The 15822-nt window shown below is 65.4% G+C and carries 20 protein-coding genes and 1 tRNA gene; 8 read left to right on the forward strand and 13 right to left on the reverse strand.

Going from position 1 to position 15822, the window contains the following annotated elements:
- Nucleotides 1-92 precede the first annotated feature (92 nt).
- The 3 genes from ACQP2U_RS40230 to ACQP2U_RS40240 all read left to right on the forward strand — a co-directional run bounded on the left by ACQP2U_RS40230 (nt 93) and on the right by ACQP2U_RS40240 (nt 2884).
- Nucleotides 93-1151, forward strand: a complete 1059-nt coding sequence (locus ACQP2U_RS40230; RefSeq protein WP_433712390.1) for an ATP-binding protein — start codon at nt 93-95, stop codon at nt 1149-1151.
- Between the two features lie 1151 nt (nt 1152-2302).
- Nucleotides 2303-2494 (forward strand): response regulator transcription factor, encoded by a 192-nt coding sequence (locus ACQP2U_RS40235; protein ID WP_433716751.1) that lies wholly within the window; start codon nt 2303-2305, stop codon nt 2492-2494.
- 69 nt (nt 2495-2563) lie between these two features.
- Nucleotides 2564-2884, forward strand: coding sequence for a hypothetical protein (locus ACQP2U_RS40240; RefSeq protein ID WP_433712391.1), 321 nt, complete (start codon nt 2564-2566; stop codon nt 2882-2884).
- 159 nt (nt 2885-3043) lie between these two features.
- Here ACQP2U_RS40240 and ACQP2U_RS40245 read toward each other — a convergent pair whose 3' ends face one another.
- Together ACQP2U_RS40245 and ACQP2U_RS40250 are read right to left on the reverse strand one after the other, a co-directional pair.
- Complete coding sequence (locus tag ACQP2U_RS40245) at nt 3044-3388, reverse strand: hypothetical protein (RefSeq protein WP_433712392.1); 345 nt, start codon at nt 3386-3388, stop codon at nt 3044-3046.
- A 397-nt stretch (nt 3389-3785) separates the two neighbouring features.
- On the reverse strand, nt 3786-4145 hold the full coding sequence (locus tag ACQP2U_RS40250) for an Rv2640c family ArsR-like transcriptional regulator (RefSeq protein WP_397037707.1): 360 nt from the start codon (nt 4143-4145) through the stop codon (nt 3786-3788).
- A gap of 97 nt (nt 4146-4242) precedes the next feature.
- Between ACQP2U_RS40250 and ACQP2U_RS40255 the strand changes: the two genes are divergently transcribed.
- The 5 genes from ACQP2U_RS40255 (at nt 4243) to ACQP2U_RS40275 (ending at nt 6941) form a co-directional block, all read left to right on the forward strand.
- Nucleotides 4243-4758, forward strand: a complete 516-nt coding sequence (locus tag ACQP2U_RS40255; RefSeq protein WP_433712393.1) for an ArsI/CadI family heavy metal resistance metalloenzyme — start codon at nt 4243-4245, stop codon at nt 4756-4758.
- Nucleotides 4759-4830: 72 nt separating this feature from the next.
- Nucleotides 4831-5205 carry a metalloregulator ArsR/SmtB family transcription factor gene (locus ACQP2U_RS40260; RefSeq protein ID WP_433712394.1) on the forward strand — a complete coding sequence of 125 codons (375 nt, stop codon included), beginning with the start codon at nt 4831-4833 and terminating at the stop codon, nt 5203-5205.
- Nucleotides 5202-5966 carry an aquaporin gene (locus ACQP2U_RS40265; protein ID WP_433712395.1) on the forward strand — a complete coding sequence of 255 codons (765 nt, stop codon included), beginning with the start codon at nt 5202-5204 and terminating at the stop codon, nt 5964-5966. The genes ACQP2U_RS40260 and ACQP2U_RS40265 overlap by 4 nt, the downstream gene beginning before the upstream one ends.
- A gap of 64 nt (nt 5967-6030) precedes the next feature.
- Nucleotides 6031-6444 carry an arsenate reductase ArsC gene (locus tag ACQP2U_RS40270; protein WP_433712396.1) on the forward strand — a complete coding sequence of 138 codons (414 nt, stop codon included), beginning with the start codon at nt 6031-6033 and terminating at the stop codon, nt 6442-6444.
- Nucleotides 6441-6941 carry an N-acetyltransferase family protein gene (locus ACQP2U_RS40275; RefSeq protein ID WP_433712397.1) on the forward strand — a complete coding sequence of 167 codons (501 nt, stop codon included), beginning with the start codon at nt 6441-6443 and terminating at the stop codon, nt 6939-6941. Before ACQP2U_RS40270 ends, ACQP2U_RS40275 begins: the two co-directional genes overlap by 4 nt.
- Before the next feature lie 106 nt (nt 6942-7047).
- Here ACQP2U_RS40275 and ACQP2U_RS40280 read toward each other — a convergent pair whose 3' ends face one another.
- From ACQP2U_RS40280 to ACQP2U_RS40330, 11 genes are all read right to left on the reverse strand, one after another.
- Nucleotides 7048-7761 (reverse strand): cation transporter, encoded by a 714-nt coding sequence (locus ACQP2U_RS40280; protein WP_433712398.1) that lies wholly within the window; start codon nt 7759-7761, stop codon nt 7048-7050.
- Nucleotides 7761-8090, reverse strand: a complete 330-nt coding sequence (locus ACQP2U_RS40285) for an ArsR/SmtB family transcription factor (RefSeq protein ID WP_433712399.1) — start codon at nt 8088-8090, stop codon at nt 7761-7763. The genes ACQP2U_RS40280 and ACQP2U_RS40285 overlap by 1 nt, the downstream gene beginning before the upstream one ends.
- 283 nt (nt 8091-8373) lie before the next feature.
- A complete protein-coding gene (locus tag ACQP2U_RS40290) occupies nt 8374-8709 on the reverse strand; it encodes a YnfA family protein (RefSeq protein WP_433712400.1) in 336 nt (111 codons plus the stop codon).
- A 25-nt stretch (nt 8710-8734) separates the two neighbouring features.
- Nucleotides 8735-8944: a hypothetical protein gene (locus ACQP2U_RS40295; RefSeq protein ID WP_433712401.1), complete on the reverse strand. Its 210-nt coding sequence runs from the start codon at nt 8942-8944 to the stop codon at nt 8735-8737.
- A gap of 67 nt (nt 8945-9011) precedes the next feature.
- A complete protein-coding gene (locus tag ACQP2U_RS40300) occupies nt 9012-9461 on the reverse strand; it encodes a MerR family transcriptional regulator (RefSeq protein WP_433712402.1) in 450 nt (149 codons plus the stop codon).
- Nucleotides 9458-9802 (reverse strand): hypothetical protein, encoded by a 345-nt coding sequence (locus ACQP2U_RS40305; RefSeq protein WP_433712403.1) that lies wholly within the window; start codon nt 9800-9802, stop codon nt 9458-9460. The genes ACQP2U_RS40300 and ACQP2U_RS40305 overlap by 4 nt, the downstream gene beginning before the upstream one ends.
- 224 nt (nt 9803-10026) lie before the next feature.
- A tRNA-Thr gene (locus ACQP2U_RS40310) sits at nt 10027-10102 on the reverse strand.
- Nucleotides 10103-10283: 181 nt separating this feature from the next.
- A complete protein-coding gene (locus ACQP2U_RS40315; RefSeq protein ID WP_433712405.1) occupies nt 10284-11489 on the reverse strand; it encodes a DNA polymerase III subunit delta' in 1206 nt (401 codons plus the stop codon).
- A 378-nt stretch (nt 11490-11867) separates the two neighbouring features.
- Nucleotides 11868-12371 carry a DUF664 domain-containing protein gene (locus tag ACQP2U_RS40320; protein WP_433712406.1) on the reverse strand — a complete coding sequence of 168 codons (504 nt, stop codon included), beginning with the start codon at nt 12369-12371 and terminating at the stop codon, nt 11868-11870.
- A 66-nt stretch (nt 12372-12437) separates the two neighbouring features.
- Entirely contained in the window at nt 12438-15233 is a 2796-nt protein-coding gene (gene topA, locus ACQP2U_RS40325) for a type I DNA topoisomerase (protein ID WP_433716752.1), read from the reverse strand.
- 353 nt (nt 15234-15586) lie between these two features.
- Nucleotides 15587-15793 (reverse strand): cold-shock protein, encoded by a 207-nt coding sequence (locus ACQP2U_RS40330; RefSeq protein ID WP_011206895.1) that lies wholly within the window; start codon nt 15791-15793, stop codon nt 15587-15589.
- Nucleotides 15794-15822 lie beyond the last annotated feature (29 nt).

Here is a 15822-nt window from a genome sequence, read left to right on the forward strand (position 1 = left end):
TCGTTGGCGATACGCTGAGCATTGTCGAAAGGTGAGCGCATGGCGCCCGATGCTCGCGCATATGCCGAGTGGATTGCCCGCCGCTGATGACAATGGATGATCCACTCCGGACCCGCCGCGACGCGATCACACCCGTCACGGCTGATTCGAGCGCGTCCGGGTTCGCGGACACCGCACCGGTCCGGGTATGGGCCCAGCCGGGCGGCCGCACCGGCGAGCTGCCGCTGGAGCTGACTAGTTTCATCGACCGCCGCGCCGAGACGGCTGAGGTGAAGAATCTGTTGGCCACCTGCCGACTCGTGACATTGGCCGGGACCGGTGGCGTCGGCAAGACCCGGCTGGCGCTGCGCGCGGCGGCGAACGCTCGACGCGATTTCGTCGATGGCGTCTGGATTGTCGAGCTGGCCGATGTGCACGCCCCCTCGATGCTGGTCGAGATCGTGGCGGCCACCCTCGGCCTGGTCGACCAGTCCGATCAGCCATTGCTCGACGTGCTGATCCATTTCCTGAGCTCGCGGGACACGCTGCTGGTGCTCGACAACTGCGAGCAAGTGGTCGCGGCCTCGGCGGAGCTCGTCGAGACGTTATTGCTGGCCTGTCCGAATCTGCGGATTCTCGTCACCAGCCGCGAGCCGCTGGATATCGCCGGGGAAGCCACGGTGCGCGTGCCGCCGCTGGCCGTCCCGGATCCCGAGCATGAGCCGACGGTCCGTGGACTGCCCAAATACGACGCGGTGACCCTGTTCGCCGATCGCGCCGCGGCCGTGGTTCCGGGATTCGAAGTCTCCGAGGGCAACAAGATCACCGTGGCCCGAATCTGTTCCCGGCTGGAGGATTGCCACTGGCGATCGAACTCGCGGCGGCACGGATGCGCGCGATGTCGCCGGAACAGATCCTGCAGCGGCTCACCGACCGGTACGCGCTGCTCACCCGCGGTAGCCGCACCGCGCCGACCCGACAGCAGACGCTGCGATGGTGCATCGACTGGAGCTACCAGCTGTGCACACCGTCCGAGCAGCGGATGTGGGCCCGGTTATCGGTCTTCGCGGGCGGCTTCGAACTCGACGCCGCCGAGCAGGTGTGCGGTGCCGACCTCGCCCCCGCGACGCTGCTCGATGTGCTGTCCTCCCTGGTGGACAAGTCGATTGTGATCAGGGACGAACTGGACGGCGTCGTGCGCTTCCGGATGCTCGAGACGATGCGCGACTACGGGCGGGAGAAGCTGCAGGAGACCGGCGAATACCGGGATCTGCGCAGAGGCCACCGCGACTGGTACGAGCGATTGGCCGTGGACACCGAGGCCCGGTGGATCAGCGACCGGCAACTCGACTTGCTCGCTCGGATCGAACGTGAACAACCCAATCTGCGGGAAGCCCTCGAGTTCTGTGTATCCGACAGGGATGCGGAGTCGGCCGAGGCCGGATTACGCACCGCCGCCGCCCTATACCTGTTCTGGAGCTTCCGGGGCCAGTACGGCGAAGGCCGACGCTGGCTCGAACGCGCCCTGTCCCACCCCGAAGCACACTCGATACCCGATCGCGTCAAAGCACTACAGACGAGCACGATTATGGCGGCGGTACAGGGGAATCTGGAGCGCGCCGCCGACTTCGTGGAGCAGGCATGCACACTGGCCGAACAGGATTCCGCTCCCGCCACCAAGGCGCTGGCCGCGTTCGCCGAGGCGGCCCTTGCGCTGTATCGGCAAGAACACGATCGGGCGATATCCCTGGTCGAGCCCGCCCTCGCGGTCTTCGAATCGAATACGAGAGGACATCTGTATATCTCCGCGTTGACCATGCTCGGTTGGGCACACGGGCTCCGGGGGGATTCACATCGATCGATCGAGTATCGCGAGCGGATACTTTCCATCACCGAAGCGTGCGGCGAATCGCTGTTCCGGTCGAGCACGCTGTGGGGGATCGGCATGTCCGCATGGCAGCGGGGCGAGCGTTCGCACGCGGAAGAAGTGCTGCTGGAATCGCTGCGAGTCAGCCGACACATACCCAGCCCCATCGTCGTGGCGCCCGATATCGAGGCATTGGCCTGGACCGCCGACAACGGTGAACGCGCGGCCGTTCTGATGGGTGCCGCGGAAGCGCTGTTGCGCTCCGCCACCGGTGTCACGACCTTTTTCAACGAGCTATCCCACTATCACGACGAATGCGAGCGCAAGGTACGCCGCGCACTCGGTGACCGACGATTCGATGCCGCCTACCGGCGCGGCCAGACCATGGGGTTGAGCGCCGCGGTGTCTTACGCCCTGGGGGAACCGCCACCCGCCACCGCACCACACGATTCCGGCATGACATTGACCAAACGCGAACTCGAGGTCGCGCACCTGGTCGCACAAGGACTCACCAATAAACAGATCGCCGCGAAACTCGTGCTCTCCCAACGCACCGCACAGCACCACGTCGAACACATCCTGAGCAAACTCGGCTTCACCTCCCGCACCCAGATAGCCACCTGGATCGTGGACGAGGCCAACCGCTAGGCACTGCCCGGGCGTGTCGCCACGCTATCGAATAGCTGGCAATCCATCGGACCGCCATAGTGTGGCGCTATGACTTCCGGGAGCGGTTCGGTCTTGGCCACCAGAACCCTCGCCGTGGGTGGCAAGCGGGTCCTCGTCACGATCGGGAGGCCCTGCCCAGACCAGTCGGCGCAGGATTCGGCATACATCTGTCGCATCGATATCGACGGGATGGCCATCGCCCCGATCCGACTAGAAAGCAGCGCGGACACCCCCGCGCGGACAGTAGCCATCGGTCTGCGCAAGACCGCCGAACACTTGCGAGTCGGCCTGGCCGAACTACTATCCGACGCCCACATCGGCATCGCCCCCTACCGGCACCCTGGTACCGCTCGGGTCAGGCCCTCGTGAGGTGACAGGTCCGACCCCAATGTGAATGAGCGATTCAACCGAAGAGGCCCCGGCGTGGAAACCACGTCAGGGCCTTTGTTGACGGAACTCCTCCGGCCGGACGCAAGTGCACACCTCGGCTCGGATTGCTGTCTTCCTTGATCCGCGTCGTGTCCGCCGCTATGCGGGCAAGTGGCCGTAGCCGACGATGTTGATGAAGTAGTTGCGCGGGATCAGTTGGTTCATCGCGTGCCACTGTCCTGCCGGATCGCGCTGGTAGTAGCTCACCGACGGCCAACCGACGTCGTAGCAGACGATGTCGGCGGTGCCGAACGGGCTCCAATAGGTGCTCGTACCCGGGCGGGCGGGTTCGAAGGGGGTCGTGAACAGGTGACTGCACGGGGTGATGCTCGGTTCGTAGATCGAGGGCGCGGCCGTGGCGGTCGGCGCGAGGCCGGCCACACCGATACCACCCAATCCCACGCACACCGCGGCGATCAACGAGCGAGGGACAACTCGTCCCATACCGGTTCTCCTCATCTGTGGAAGGCAGATCTCGTAGCTGAATGCGGCCGACATCGAACTCCTGCGCTCTGACCGGGCGAATGGCCGGCCTGCGGACGACCTCTAGCGCACCCGCCGGTTGGACATGGCCCTGCGCTGACGATCAGACGACAAACGTGATCCTGATCGAATAGGTAGAGGACAGACATCGGTATTGTCGGTGCGCCGAGTTCGATTCGTGCGATCCGCCGACACCTCCGGCTTCCTTATCTGGCCAGCCCGTCGAATGACCAGGTGGTGATCAGCAAGCCGTGGGACCAGGCCGGTCGATATGTCGGCCACGGGAAACTCCGGGTCAGGTTCGGTTGCTTCGCCAGGAGGGCGGGCTCCCAGCAGGCGGCCCGGTGCGGTATCGCAGTCAGGTGCAGCAGTTCGGATCGAGAACAACACACAGTGCAGCGAGGGCATCGCGGCGGGCGCGATGGAAGGTATTCATACCTCGGCGCTCGGATTCGACCAGTCCGGCGGTGCGAAGTTGGGCGAGGTGGTGGCTGACGGTTGACTCCGACAACCCGACCGCCGTCGCGAGATCGCCGCCGTTTTCCTCGCCGAGAGGGCTGGTGAGCAGCAGAGACATCAGCCGGACGCGGGCCGGATCGGCGATCGCCTTGAGTCGCAAGGCGACCTCGAGGGCGGCCTTCTCGTCCACCGGGGCAGCGGCGACGGGCGCGCAGCAGACCGGGGCGGACATGTCGATCACGGGCAACGCTTTGGGCATACTTCGAATCTACCGACTCTGTTGACATATGTCGAAAAGGTCGGCAGACTCGACCTCGTCAGCTCTTCGACATATATCGAATTCCTGGAGGTATCCCATGTCCCGTGTTCAACTCGCCCTCAATGTCGACAACATCGATCGGGCGGTGCAGTTCTACTCGTCTCTGTTCGCCACCGAACCGGCCAAGCGCAAGCCGGGATACGCGAATTTCGCGATCGCCGAGCCGCCGCTGAAGCTGGTGTTGATCGAGAACCCCGGCCAGGGCGGCAGCGTCAATCACCTCGGTGTCGAGGTGGAGTCCTCCGATCAGGTACATGCCGAGATCGCCCGGCTATCGGACGCTGGAATGTTCACCGAGGAGCAGATCGCGACCACGTGTTGTTTCGCCACCCAGGACAAGGTGTGGGTCACCGCTCCGGATACCGAGCGGTGGGAGGTTTACACCGTGCTCGCCGATAGCGAAACCTTCGGTGTCGCACCGCAATCGAGTGACGCCGAGGCGGAGGCGGTGCAAGCGTGCTGTGGGACGCCGGAGGAAGCCGCCGCCGATGGCGCGTGCTGTGGCAGCGCGGCCAAGCAGCAAGCGCAAGCGTCCGGGGCCGGCTGCTGCTGACCGACCAGCGCGGTGAGCGAGTTCACCGGATGTTCGCTTGCTCTTGGATTCGATACTCATCAATATCGATGGGTGTCTATATCGGAATTGCCGCTGGTAGGCGTGGCCGCGTCGTCGTGTGCGGTCACGCCCATGGTCCATCAGCCATTGAGCGCCGACGAGGCGGCCGCGTTGGCGGGGGTATTCAAGGCGCTGGCAGACCCGGTGCGATTGCGGCTGATGTCGGTGGTGGCCAGCCACGGCGGGCAGGAAGTGTGCGTGTGTGAGTTGTCGGACGGGTTCGACATCAGTCAGCCCACCGTCTCGCACCATCTGAGAGTGTTGCGGGAGGCCGGTTTGCTGTCATCGGAACGGCGCGGGTCATGGGTGTACTACCGCGTCGAGCCCACTGCGTTGCAGCAACTTTCCCGTCTGCTCGATGGCGGCGTATCAGCGGTGGCGCGGTGAGCGGTCAGCTGCGACGGCGGTTGGTGGCCGAATTCGTCGGTACGGCGCTGTTGGTCTGTGTGGTGGTCGGGTCCGGCATCGCGGCCCAGCAACTATCGCCCGGCAACACCGGGTTGCAGTTGCTCGAGAACTCGACCGCTACGGTGCTCGGCCTCGGTGTGCTGATTCTGGTGTTCGGCCCGATCTCCGGAGCGCACTTCAATCCTGTTGTCTCGGTAGCGGATTGGCTACTCGGCCGACGCAACGGCACCGGAATCGGATACCCCGAACTCGCTGGATATCCGCTGGCGCAGACAGCAGGGGCCGTCGCGGGATCGATGCTGGCCAACGGCATGTTCGATCTGGCCGTCGTCCAGATATCCACCCATGACCGGATCACCGGCGGGCACCTGGTCGGGGAGGTCGTGGCCACGGCCGGGCTGATCGCGGTGATCGTCGCTCTTGCCCGCACCGGCCGCGCCGCGTTGTCCGCGGCGACGGTAGGTGCGTTCATCGGGGCGGCGTACTGGTTCACCAGCTCCACCAGCTTCGCCAACCCTGCCGTCACCGTGGGCCGTATCTTCTCCGACACCTTCGCGGGAATCGCCCCGGGCTCCGTGCCCGGCTACATCGCCGCTCAGATACTGGGCGGCGCACTGGGACTCGCCTTGATCGTCTGGCTCTACCCCGATGTCTCGGAGGTCGCCGCCGATATCACCACACCGCAAGACGCTGCCATGCCGAACGCCGATCAGCTTGCAGTACAACCGAGTTCATCGTGATCGAAACTCCGACCGTCGCCTACGCATCGACTTCATACCGTCCGCTGAAAGGATCACCGACGCGATGACCTCGAAACCCAGCGTCTTGTTCGTCTGCGTGCACAACGCCGGACGCTCCCAAATGGCGGCCGGATTCCTCGACCATATCGCAGGCGACGCCATCGAGGTCCGCTCCGCCGGGAGCACACCGGCCGACGCGGTCAACCCTGTCGCCGTCGCCGCCATGGCCGAAGTCGGTATCGACATCGCCGACCGAACACCGAAAGTCCTCACCCCCAGCACCGTTGAAACCTCCGATGTGGTGATCACCATGGGCTGCGGCGACGCGTGCCCCTACTTTCCGGGCGTCACCTACCGCGACTGGAAACTCGACGATCCCGCAGGCAAAGACATCGACACCGTTCGCCGCATCCGCGACCAGATCGAACACCACGTCCGCAATCTGATCACCGAACTCGGCGTCACACTCACCACATGACCACCGGAATACGCCTCACCGCGATGCGCCCCGAGCACGCCAACCAAGTCCTGACCATCTACCAACTCGGCATCGACGAGGGCAACGCCACCTTCGAAACCACCGCCCCCACCTGGGAATACTTCGACAGCAATAGACTCAGCGACCACCGCTTCGTCGCCATCGACGAACACGACCACGTCCTCGGCTGGGTCGCCGCAGTACCCGTCTCCGACCGCTGCGCCTATGCCGGAGTCATCGAGCACTCCGTCTACGTGCACCCCGACGCGCGCGGCCGTCGTATCGGCTTAGCACTACTCACCGCGCTACTCGAATCCACCGACGTGGCCGGGATATGGACCGTCCAATCCGGCATCTTCCCTGAGAACACCGCCAGCCTCGCCCTGCACACCAAAGCCGGATTCCGCATCATCGGCACCCGCGAACGCATCGGCCGCCACCACGGCCGTTGGCGCGATGTCCTCCTCATCGAACGCCGGAGCCCCGCAGTGCAATAGCGCAGAACCCGGCCGAGTCGACCGAGATCAAGAACGCGTGTGATCGATGATCGTGGTCTCGAGTGCACGGGTTTCGTTGTGCCATCACCGTTGAAGCCTCGAGGATTCAGTCGCAGCACTCGCAATCGTGAGCAGCGTCCCGTCCATTTACGCCCAGCGCGACTGGCGCAGGGCAGCAGGTGTCGCCACGCGAGACGTTGATACCTTCCTTGACCGCGATACCCGCGATGACAAGGGCGGCGATGGGGTCTGCCCACGTCCAGCCGAACAGGCTGTTGAGCAGCAGTCCGACCAGCAGCACCACTGAGAGGTAGGTGCACAGCAGGGTCTGTTTGGAATCGGCCACCGCCGAGGCCGATCCGAACTCGCGGCCCGCGCGCCGCTGTGCCCGTGACAGCACCGGCATGACCGCCGAACTCACTGCGGCCAGGGCAATCCCGACCGGAGAGTGTTCGGCCTCCCCGATTCCCAGCAGCCCGCGAATCGCATCCACGGTGACATACGCGGCCAGCGCGAAAAACGAGAACGCGATGATCCGCAGCGCGACCTTCTCCCGTTTTTCCGGGTCATGTCCGGCGAACTGCCACGCAACCGCCGCCGCCGAGGACACCTCGATCACGGAGTCCAAACCGAAGCCGATCAGCGCGGTGGACGACACCCGGTTGCCCTCGGCGAGGGCGATAATCGCTTCGAGCACGTTGTAGGTGATCGTCGCCGCGACGAACCAGCGGATACGACGGGCCAGCACCGCCCGGCGCTGCGGCGACCGCCCAGGCGTCGTCACCGAAGGCAGCGATGGCATTCCCAACGACTGCGACATCAGCAGCACTCCTCGGTTGCAGCAGCCGGGCAGCAGGCGGGATCGACGGCCAGCACAAGGCCGAGAAGATCGTCGAGCGCGTGCCCGATGCGAGCGTCGGCGAGTTCATAGCGGCTGCGGCGTCCCTCGGGGACCGCGACGACAAGGCCGCATCCGCGCAGGCAGGCCAGATGATTGGACAAGATCTGCCGGGTCACCCCGATCCGGTCGGCGAGCTCTGAAGGGTAGGCCGCAGCGGTGCGCAGGTTCAGCAGGATCTGGGTGCGGGTCGGATCGGACAGTGCGTGCCCGAACCGGGCCAGTGCATCGCTGTGCAGCGCGGCTTCCATTTCTAGATAGTACATAATTTTCTGTATTCATTGAAATATGTACTGTCCTGCTCAGATGCCGAGTTCGTGGAGCAGGTGATGACGCGCCGCCAGATCGCGGACGGCGTCGGTCCCGTGTCCGGCGTTCCAGTCCAGGTATTTCAGGGAAGAAGTGGCAGGCGTCTCTGAAGCCCTTGGTAATAAGGACGTCGGCGGCACTGGTGCGGACATTCGGGGTCCGATGTCTGTGCCGACCTCGACCATCGCCGCGACGGCGACGGAATTTATGTGTGTTGCCGGTATGTCAGGCGTTGCGCGGCGCGTACATGATGATGGCGACGCCGAGCAGGCAGATGACGGCGCGGGTGAGGTCCCAGCGGTCGGGGCGGAACCCATCCAATGCCATGCCCCAGGCCAGCGAGCCCGCGACGAAGACGCCACCGTAGGCGGCGAGAATACGCCCGAAGTGGGCGTCGGGTTGTGCGGTGGCGACGAACCCGTAGATCCCGAGGGCGATGACACCGGCGCCGATCCACGCCCAGCCGCGATGTTCGCGCACCCCCTGCCAGACCAACCAGGCTCCGCCGATCTCGGCGACGGCGGCCAGCACGAACAACAGAATCGAACGCAACACGGTCATGGCCATCGAGCCTACGAACCAGGATTCACGATGCGGTAGTCGTCGACGTGGTACAGCCGCATCCCGAATCCGTGCACACACCTGAGGTGCTGGCGCACCGGGTGCGGGTGCGCGACCAGAAGAACCCGATCGCACCAGCGGCGATGAGGGCGATACCAAGGGGTTCCAGCCACGACAAGCTCACCAGGGTGATCCCGCCGCCCAGGATTCCAGCGGCGATGAGGATCGGGGCCATACAGCATCCCAGGCAGATCACCGCACCGAGCCCAATCGGCGCCCACCAGCGCCGGCGACTGGTGTGTTCAGCAGCCACAGTCGCCTCCCGCGCCTATGGTGTGGCTGTCGCTGGTGGTGAACGGTACTGGGCAGCAGGGGTTTTCGCTGCAGGCGATCAGGTCGTCGCATCCGGCCGCGAGCGCCGCGCGCAGAGTGTCGCGTACCACGGTCAGTTCGGCGAGCTTGCTGTCGATCTCGGCCAGCTTCGCCGCGGCGCGCGCCTGTAACCCGGAGTCGGTGCGGCGGCGGCCGAACTGGGTGGCGGCCAGCAGCTCGGCAACCTCGTCGAGGGTGAATCCCGGCCGCTGGGCGGCTTTGATCACCCGCAGCACCGTGACCGATTGCTGCGGATACAGACGGTGCCCGCCCAGGGAGCGTTGCGGTTCGGCCAGCAAGCCGCGTCGCTCGTAGTAGCGCGGCGTCTGGGTGTTCACTCCTGCGGCGACGGCCAGCTCGCCGGTGCGTAACACAGTCATTCCCGACCTCCGCCGCGGGATTCGTCCACCCGCGCGGCGAGTGCGTCGAGTACCGCGACCTGGGTGTCGGGAACCTCGATACGCATGACCGGCCCGGTGTCGGTGGCATCGAAGGTGAACGCGAAGAACGAGCAGCAGCCCGACTCGCGGGCGGCGAGGTCGCGGCCGACAACTTCCGCGTCGCGGTTCAGCAGCAGCTCCAGCCGTGTGCTTGCGGGCCGATCCATACGCCGCACGGATTCGGCGAAGAACAGCTCGAACTCCGCGACCCGCATGGGTTGTTCGGCGGTAGGCAAGGTGCACGAGTCCGGTACCCAGTCCCCGGAAGGTGTGATCGTCATACCGTCACGGTAAGCCTGTACCCAGGTACCGGATGCAAGCCTCGCGTGGGTGGTTCCCCGGACCAGTACGCGCCACCACACGGACACATGCCGGATTTACAGCGCAGTCGGCTCGGAGTGATCCAGTGGGCAGCCAGGAGTCCGGATAAGACGGTGGCTTCGAGGCCGAGCCAGTCGGCGAGTATGCCGAGACGCTTATTCACAGCAGCCTCTACCAGGGAAAATGGAGCCGCCTGGGGGAATCGAACCCCCGACCTTTTCATTACGAGTGAAGCGCTCTACCGACTGAGCTAAGGCGGCGTGCCTTTCGGCGTGGCGAGTCTATCGTCTCGGCGGTCGGATCGCGAAAACGGGAGGTCATCGCAGCGCGATCGGCGGACCCTATGGGGTCAGAACGGTCCAGATCGGCTGCATGACCCGCCGGGAACGTCGGGGCGAATCGAGCCGCCGACTCTCTATGCGCGAAGCGCGCGACCGGGTGCTATACGGATTGGGCGGAGATGAGGGTTGCGACCATGGCGGCGAGGGCGAAGCGGGGTTTGACATTGAGGTCTAGGGCCTCGCGGCAGGCCAGGACGGCTTCGATGGAGCGCAGCAGGCCCTCGGGACGGACACGGTCGGCCAGGTCGTCGATCTGATCTGACATATCGGGGTGGGTGAGGGTGACGCCGGAACCGTTGCGGGCGGCGCCGAAGCGAACGGCGAGAGCGTCGCGGTAGACGCCCGCGACGTCGATGAGCGCGCGGTCGAGTGCATCGCGGCCGGTGCGGGTCGCACGGGACTTCTGCCTGCGCTCCAGGTCTTTGAGGACACCGGCCGAACCTCGGGTCGCGCCCGCGGCGCCTTTGCCGGTGCCGCCCGCACCGAGTGCGGTCGCCAACTCGTCGCGCTCGCGCTCGTCACGCGCCGCACTCATCTGCTTGGCCTCATCGTCGGCGGACTTCACCAATTCATCCGCGGCCGCATAGGCGGCACCGGGCCGGGAAACCGCACCTACCAACGCCAGCGCCCGCTGCCGACGAGCACGCGCGTCCTCATCGGTGGCCAACCGTCGGGCTCGTCCGACGTGACCGCCGCTGACCGATGCCGCCCAGGTGGCGGTCTTCTCGTCGAGCTTGTCGCGCTCGCGCAGCACCTGCGCGATGGCGGGCACCGAGGGCGTCACCAGATGCACATGCCGACAGCGCGACCGCAGCGTCACGGAGATGTCCTCTGGATCCACCGAAGGCGCGCACAGCAGGAATACCGTCCGATCCGGCGGCTCTTCGACCACCTTCAACAGCACATTGCCCGCCGCTTCGGTCAATCGGTCGGCGTCCTCGATCAGCACCACCTGCCATCGACCGGTGCTCGGCCGCCGCGAGGCGATCTGCACGATCGCACGCATCTCCTTTGTGCTGATGCTCAGCCCCTCCGGAATGACCCGCCGCACATCACCGTGCGTTCCGGCCATCGTGGTCGTGCACGCATGGCACCGACCGCACCCGGGGGCACCCTCGTCTGTGCATTGCAGCGCGGCCGCAAAACACAGCGCCGCAACGGATCTCCCCGATCCGGGTGGCCCGGTGAACAGCCACGAATGCGTCATCGCACCATTGCCGGTCCCCCCGCGCGCGGCGACCGCGGCAGCAGTCAACTCGGACTCGACCGCATCCTGGCCGACCAACCGATCGAAGACACCTGCCACGCCGTACACCCTAACCGCCCCCACCGACACCCTTGTCCTCGCGCCGTCCGAGCGTCGGGCCGTATCGAACCGGCGTTCTGCGGCGGCATGCCACCATCCGGCGGCGACGCTCCGAGCATCCGCGCGGTCGGCCGATCGGGAGGCAAATCCGAGCCGACACAGCGCCGCAGCCGACATCCGAATATCGACCCAACCGTGCCAATGACCATCGGCCCGACACCGCAGCGGATCTCGTCGGCGGCAAGACGGCATCCAGTCGACGCCGCGGTCAAGCGGGCACGGCCGCCAACGGACTCGGACTACCCGAGAGGTTCTCGTAGCCAGCGATGTGAATCCACTCGAGGTCGCTGACATTCATGGCATCCACGATGCCATCGATCACGCTCGCTGATAAGTGGTGTTGGCACCGTCGAGCGCCTCCCGAATGATGTCGGCGTGCCCACTGTGGTGGGAGATCTCACGCAGCACGTGCAACAGCGTGAAGCGCACTGTCCACCACACGCGATCGGGCGTCCATGGTGTCGTCGGGGTCGGGATGGACGTACTCAGATCCGGCTCGGTGCGAATCAGCTGCGCGGACGCCTGCGCGACCTCGTCCCAGGTGGCCAGCAGTCCCGCAACCGTATCGTCGGGCGCCATCAGATACTCGCCCTCGAATTCGGCCAGTTCCTGCTTTGCCGCCTCATCCCGCTCGACGATGACCTTTGTCCAGTGCCGCTCGCAGTTGACGACATGGTGCAGCAGTCCGCCAAGAGTCAACTCGCTGACGGTGGTGCGCTGGCGCGCCTGCTCCTCATCGATACCTCGCAGGGTGATTCGGAAAAGCTCGCGCTGACTATCGAGCGCGAGGATGAGATCTTCGCGCTCCTGATCGATCGCCATGGCGGTCCCCTTCCCGGTCGAACTCCGATAACGGGGCGAGGCTACGGCAAGGCACCGACGAATCCGTCAGGCCTTCTTCGCGGCCGTCTTCTTGGCGGTTTTCTTTGTGGCGGTCTTCTTCGCCGCCGTCGCCTTCTTGGCCGGAGTCTTCTTCGCCGCCGCCTTCTTGGCCGCCTTCTTCACCGGACCACGCGCGCGCCGATCGGCGAGCAGTTCCGAGGCCCGCTCGTCGGTGATCGAATCGACTTCATCGCCCTTGCGCAGGCTGGCATTGGTCTCACCGTCGGTGACATACGGACCGAAGCGCCCGTCCTTGATCACCATCGGCTTACCGGTGGCCGCGTCGTTTCCGAGTTCGCGCAGCGCCGCGGCACTGGCGGCTTGGCGTCCGCGCCGCTTGGGCTCGGCGTAGATCTTGAGCGCCTCGTCCAGCGTCACGGTGAAGATCTGATCTTCATTGGCCAGCGAACGGGAATCGGTGCCCTTCTTCAGATATGGGCCGTAGCGCCCGTTCTGCGCGGTGATCTCCTCGCCGGAGGCCGGGTCGGCGCCGACAACGCGCGGCAGCGACAACAACTTCAGCGCATCGTCGAGCGTAATCGTCGCCAGATCCATATCTTTGAACAGCGATCCGGTCCGTGGCTTAGGCGCCGCAGCCTTTTTCGCGGTCTTCTTCGCGGGCGTGGTCCCGTCCTCAGGAGCGGGCTCCGGCAGGATCTCGGTGACGTACGGACCGAAACGTCCTTCCTTGGCGACGATTTCGTGTCCGGTCGCCGGATCCTTCCCCAGCAGCCGGCCCTCCTGCGGGGTCGAGAACAGCTTCTCGGCGACCTCCGCGGTCAGCTCGTCCGGCGGCAGATCATCGGGCAGATTCGCCCGCTGCGAAATCGAATCCCCTTCGGGGTCATCAGGATTGGCGACCATCCGCTCCAGATACGGCCCGAACCGACCGACCCGAACCACAACGTCGCGACCCTCGTCGTCGACGAACAGCTTGATCGAATTGACCTCGCGCGCATCAATATCGTCGAGCCGCTCACCAACCATCCGCTTCAGGCCGCCGGAGCGCGCGACCGACCCTTCGACACCGTGATCGCCACCGAAATAGAAGCTGGACAACCAATTTCCGCGCTGCTCACGTCCGCCCGCGATGGCATCGAGGTCGTCCTCCATGGCGGCGGTGAAGTCGAAGTCGACCAGCCGACCGAAGTAGGCCTCCAGCAGACCGACGACCGCGAAGGCGACCCACGACGGCACCAGCGCACTACCGCGCTTGTACACATATCCGCGGTCGAGAATCGTCTTGATGATCGACGAATACGTCGAGGGCCGACCGATACCGAGGTCTTCGAGCGTCTTGATCAACGACGCCTCGGTATACCGCGCGGGCGGATTCGTGCTGTGCCCATCGGGATTCAGCTCCACCGCTGTGACGCGCTCACCCTCGTCGAGTGCGGGCAGCCGGGATTCGGCGTCATCGGACTGACCGCCTGCCTCTTCGTCGACACTCTCGACGTAGGCCTTGAGGAAGCCAGGGAAGGTGATGGTCCGGCCGGAGGCGGAGAACACGCATTCCTCGCCGGTACCCGCGACACCGGTGATCCGCAGCGTCAGCGTGGTGCCCCTGGCATCGGCCATCTGCGAGGCGACCGTGCGCTGCCAGATCAGCTCGTAGAGCCGGAACTCGTCGTTATCCAAGCGCGCGTGCAACTGGCCCGGGGTCGCGAAGGTATCGCCGGCCGGACGAATCGCCTCGTGCGCCTCCTGCGCGTTCTTCACCTTGCGGGTGTACTGCCGCGGCGTCGGATGCACATACTCCGCGCCGTACAGCTGGGTCGCCTGTGATCTGGCCGCGGCGATCGCCGACTCCGACAGTGTGGTCGAGTCGGTACGCATATAGGTGATGTAGCCGTTCTCGTACAACCGTTGCGCCACCCGCATGGTGCGCTCGGCATTGAACCGCAGTTTGCGGCCTGCCTCCTGCTGCAGCGTCGAGGTCATGAACGGCGCGTAAGGCTTGCGCGAATACGGCTTGGCCTCGGCGGAGGAAACCACCAGATCGGCGCCCTCGAGCGCCTCGGCGAGGCGGCGGGCATAGGGCTCGTCGAGGACGACTACGCCATTGCCCTTGAGCTGCCCATCCGGCCCGAAGTCCCGGCCGGTGGCAACCCTGGTCCCGTCGACGCTGACCAGTCGCGCCCCGAAGGTGCGCGGATTGGTGGCGTCGCCATTGCCCCCGCCCGCATCCAGCTTCGCCGCGATATCCCAGTACTCGGCCGAGCGGAATGCCATCCGCTCGCGCTCGCGCTGCACGATCACCCTGGTCGCGACGGACTGCACCCGGCCCGCCGACAACCGCGGCATGACCTTCTTCCACAGCACCGGACTGACCTCGTAGCCGTACAACCGATCCAGGATGCGCCGGGTTTCCTGCGCGTCGACCAGATCGTTGTCCAGATCGCGGGTATCGGCCGCAGCGGCCAGAATGGCGGGCTCGGTGATCTCATGGAACACCATGCGTCGCACCGGCACCTTGGGCTTCAACGTCTCCAACAGGTGCCAGGCGATGGCTTCGCCCTCACGGTCGGGGTCGGTGGCGAGGTAGAGCTCGTCGGCATCGGCCAGCAGACTCTTGAGCTCGGAGACCTTGGCCTTCTTATCCGGACTCACTACATAGATGGGCTCGAAGTCATTGTCGACGTCGACGCCGAGGCGCGCCCAGGACTGCCCCTTGTACTTGGCGGGCACGTCGGCCGCACCGCGCGGCAGGTCCCGTATATGACCGACCGAGGCCTCGACCATGTAATTGCGGCCCAGATAGGGCGCTATTTTGCGGGCCTTGGTCGGGGACTCGACGATCACGAGACGACGCAGGGGACGGCCCTGGTCGGCTGCACCGCGGTCTCGTGTTGCCACCGGCGAATACACCTTTCCTTATCGACCCGCGCGACGCTTTTTCGCGCTGTACGCGGCTGGGGCAAGCGGCGGCGACGAGGACGACGTTGCCACCAGACACGTTTATACCTTGACGCGACGTGTGGCCGAGCGCTTGCGACTCGAACCACAGAGCGTACCTGCGTCGCTGGTGATCAGTATGCAGTGCCTGTCGCGGTACGGCCGCACCGCAGGTCCGCGTCGGTTTGTTCCTACCCCAGATATAGCTCGTCCCTCACCTCCGTTACCGGGGGTGAGGGACGAGTGGATTGTTGTGACGCTCAGCTGAGCGCGCGAACTCCGGTGGCCTGCGGGCCCTTGGTGCCCTGGCCAACCTCGAACTCGACCTTCTGGTTCTCCTCGAGGGTGCGGAAGCCCGACCCTTGGATCTCGGAGTAGTGGACGAAGACGTCAGCGGAGCCGTCCTCGGGCGCGATGAAGCCGAACCCCTTCTCCGCGTTGAACCACTTCACAGTTCCCTGTGCCATTCTGTTCCTTCTCTTTTCTTACCGGAACG

The sequence above is a fragment of the Nocardia sp. CA-084685 genome (assembly GCF_050955785.1).
In the GTDB taxonomy this organism is placed as follows: domain Bacteria; phylum Actinomycetota; class Actinomycetes; order Mycobacteriales; family Mycobacteriaceae; genus Nocardia.

Bases quoted from the DNA above. Each gene is read 5' to 3' on its own strand.
- ACQP2U_RS40230 (WP_433712390.1), top strand. From the start codon at position 93: ATGGATGATCCACTCCGGACCCGCCGCGACGCGATCACACCCGTCACG.
- ACQP2U_RS40235 (WP_433716751.1), top strand. From the start codon at position 2,303: ATGACATTGACCAAACGCGAACTCGAGGTCGCGCACCTGGTCGCACAA.
- ACQP2U_RS40240 (WP_433712391.1), top strand. From the start codon at position 2,564: ATGACTTCCGGGAGCGGTTCGGTCTTGGCCACCAGAACCCTCGCCGTG.
- ACQP2U_RS40245 (WP_433712392.1), bottom strand. From the start codon at position 3,388: ATGGGACGAGTTGTCCCTCGCTCGTTGATCGCCGCGGTGTGCGTGGGA.
- ACQP2U_RS40250 (WP_397037707.1), bottom strand. From the start codon at position 4,145: ATGCCCAAAGCGTTGCCCGTGATCGACATGTCCGCCCCGGTCTGCTGC.
- ACQP2U_RS40255 (WP_433712393.1), top strand. From the start codon at position 4,243: ATGTCCCGTGTTCAACTCGCCCTCAATGTCGACAACATCGATCGGGCG.
- ACQP2U_RS40270 (WP_433712396.1), top strand. From the start codon at position 6,031: ATGACCTCGAAACCCAGCGTCTTGTTCGTCTGCGTGCACAACGCCGGA.
- ACQP2U_RS40275 (WP_433712397.1), top strand. From the start codon at position 6,441: ATGACCACCGGAATACGCCTCACCGCGATGCGCCCCGAGCACGCCAAC.
- ACQP2U_RS40280 (WP_433712398.1), bottom strand. From the start codon at position 7,761: ATGTCGCAGTCGTTGGGAATGCCATCGCTGCCTTCGGTGACGACGCCT.
- ACQP2U_RS40285 (WP_433712399.1), bottom strand. From the start codon at position 8,090: ATGGAAGCCGCGCTGCACAGCGATGCACTGGCCCGGTTCGGGCACGCA.
- ACQP2U_RS40290 (WP_433712400.1), bottom strand. From the start codon at position 8,709: ATGACCGTGTTGCGTTCGATTCTGTTGTTCGTGCTGGCCGCCGTCGCC.
- ACQP2U_RS40295 (WP_433712401.1), bottom strand. From the start codon at position 8,944: ATGGCCCCGATCCTCATCGCCGCTGGAATCCTGGGCGGCGGGATCACC.
- ACQP2U_RS40300 (WP_433712402.1), bottom strand. From the start codon at position 9,461: ATGACTGTGTTACGCACCGGCGAGCTGGCCGTCGCCGCAGGAGTGAAC.
- ACQP2U_RS40305 (WP_433712403.1), bottom strand. From the start codon at position 9,802: ATGACGATCACACCTTCCGGGGACTGGGTACCGGACTCGTGCACCTTG.
- ACQP2U_RS40320 (WP_433712406.1), bottom strand. From the start codon at position 12,371: ATGGCGATCGATCAGGAGCGCGAAGATCTCATCCTCGCGCTCGATAGT.
- ACQP2U_RS40330 (WP_011206895.1), bottom strand. From the start codon at position 15,793: ATGGCACAGGGAACTGTGAAGTGGTTCAACGCGGAGAAGGGGTTCGGC.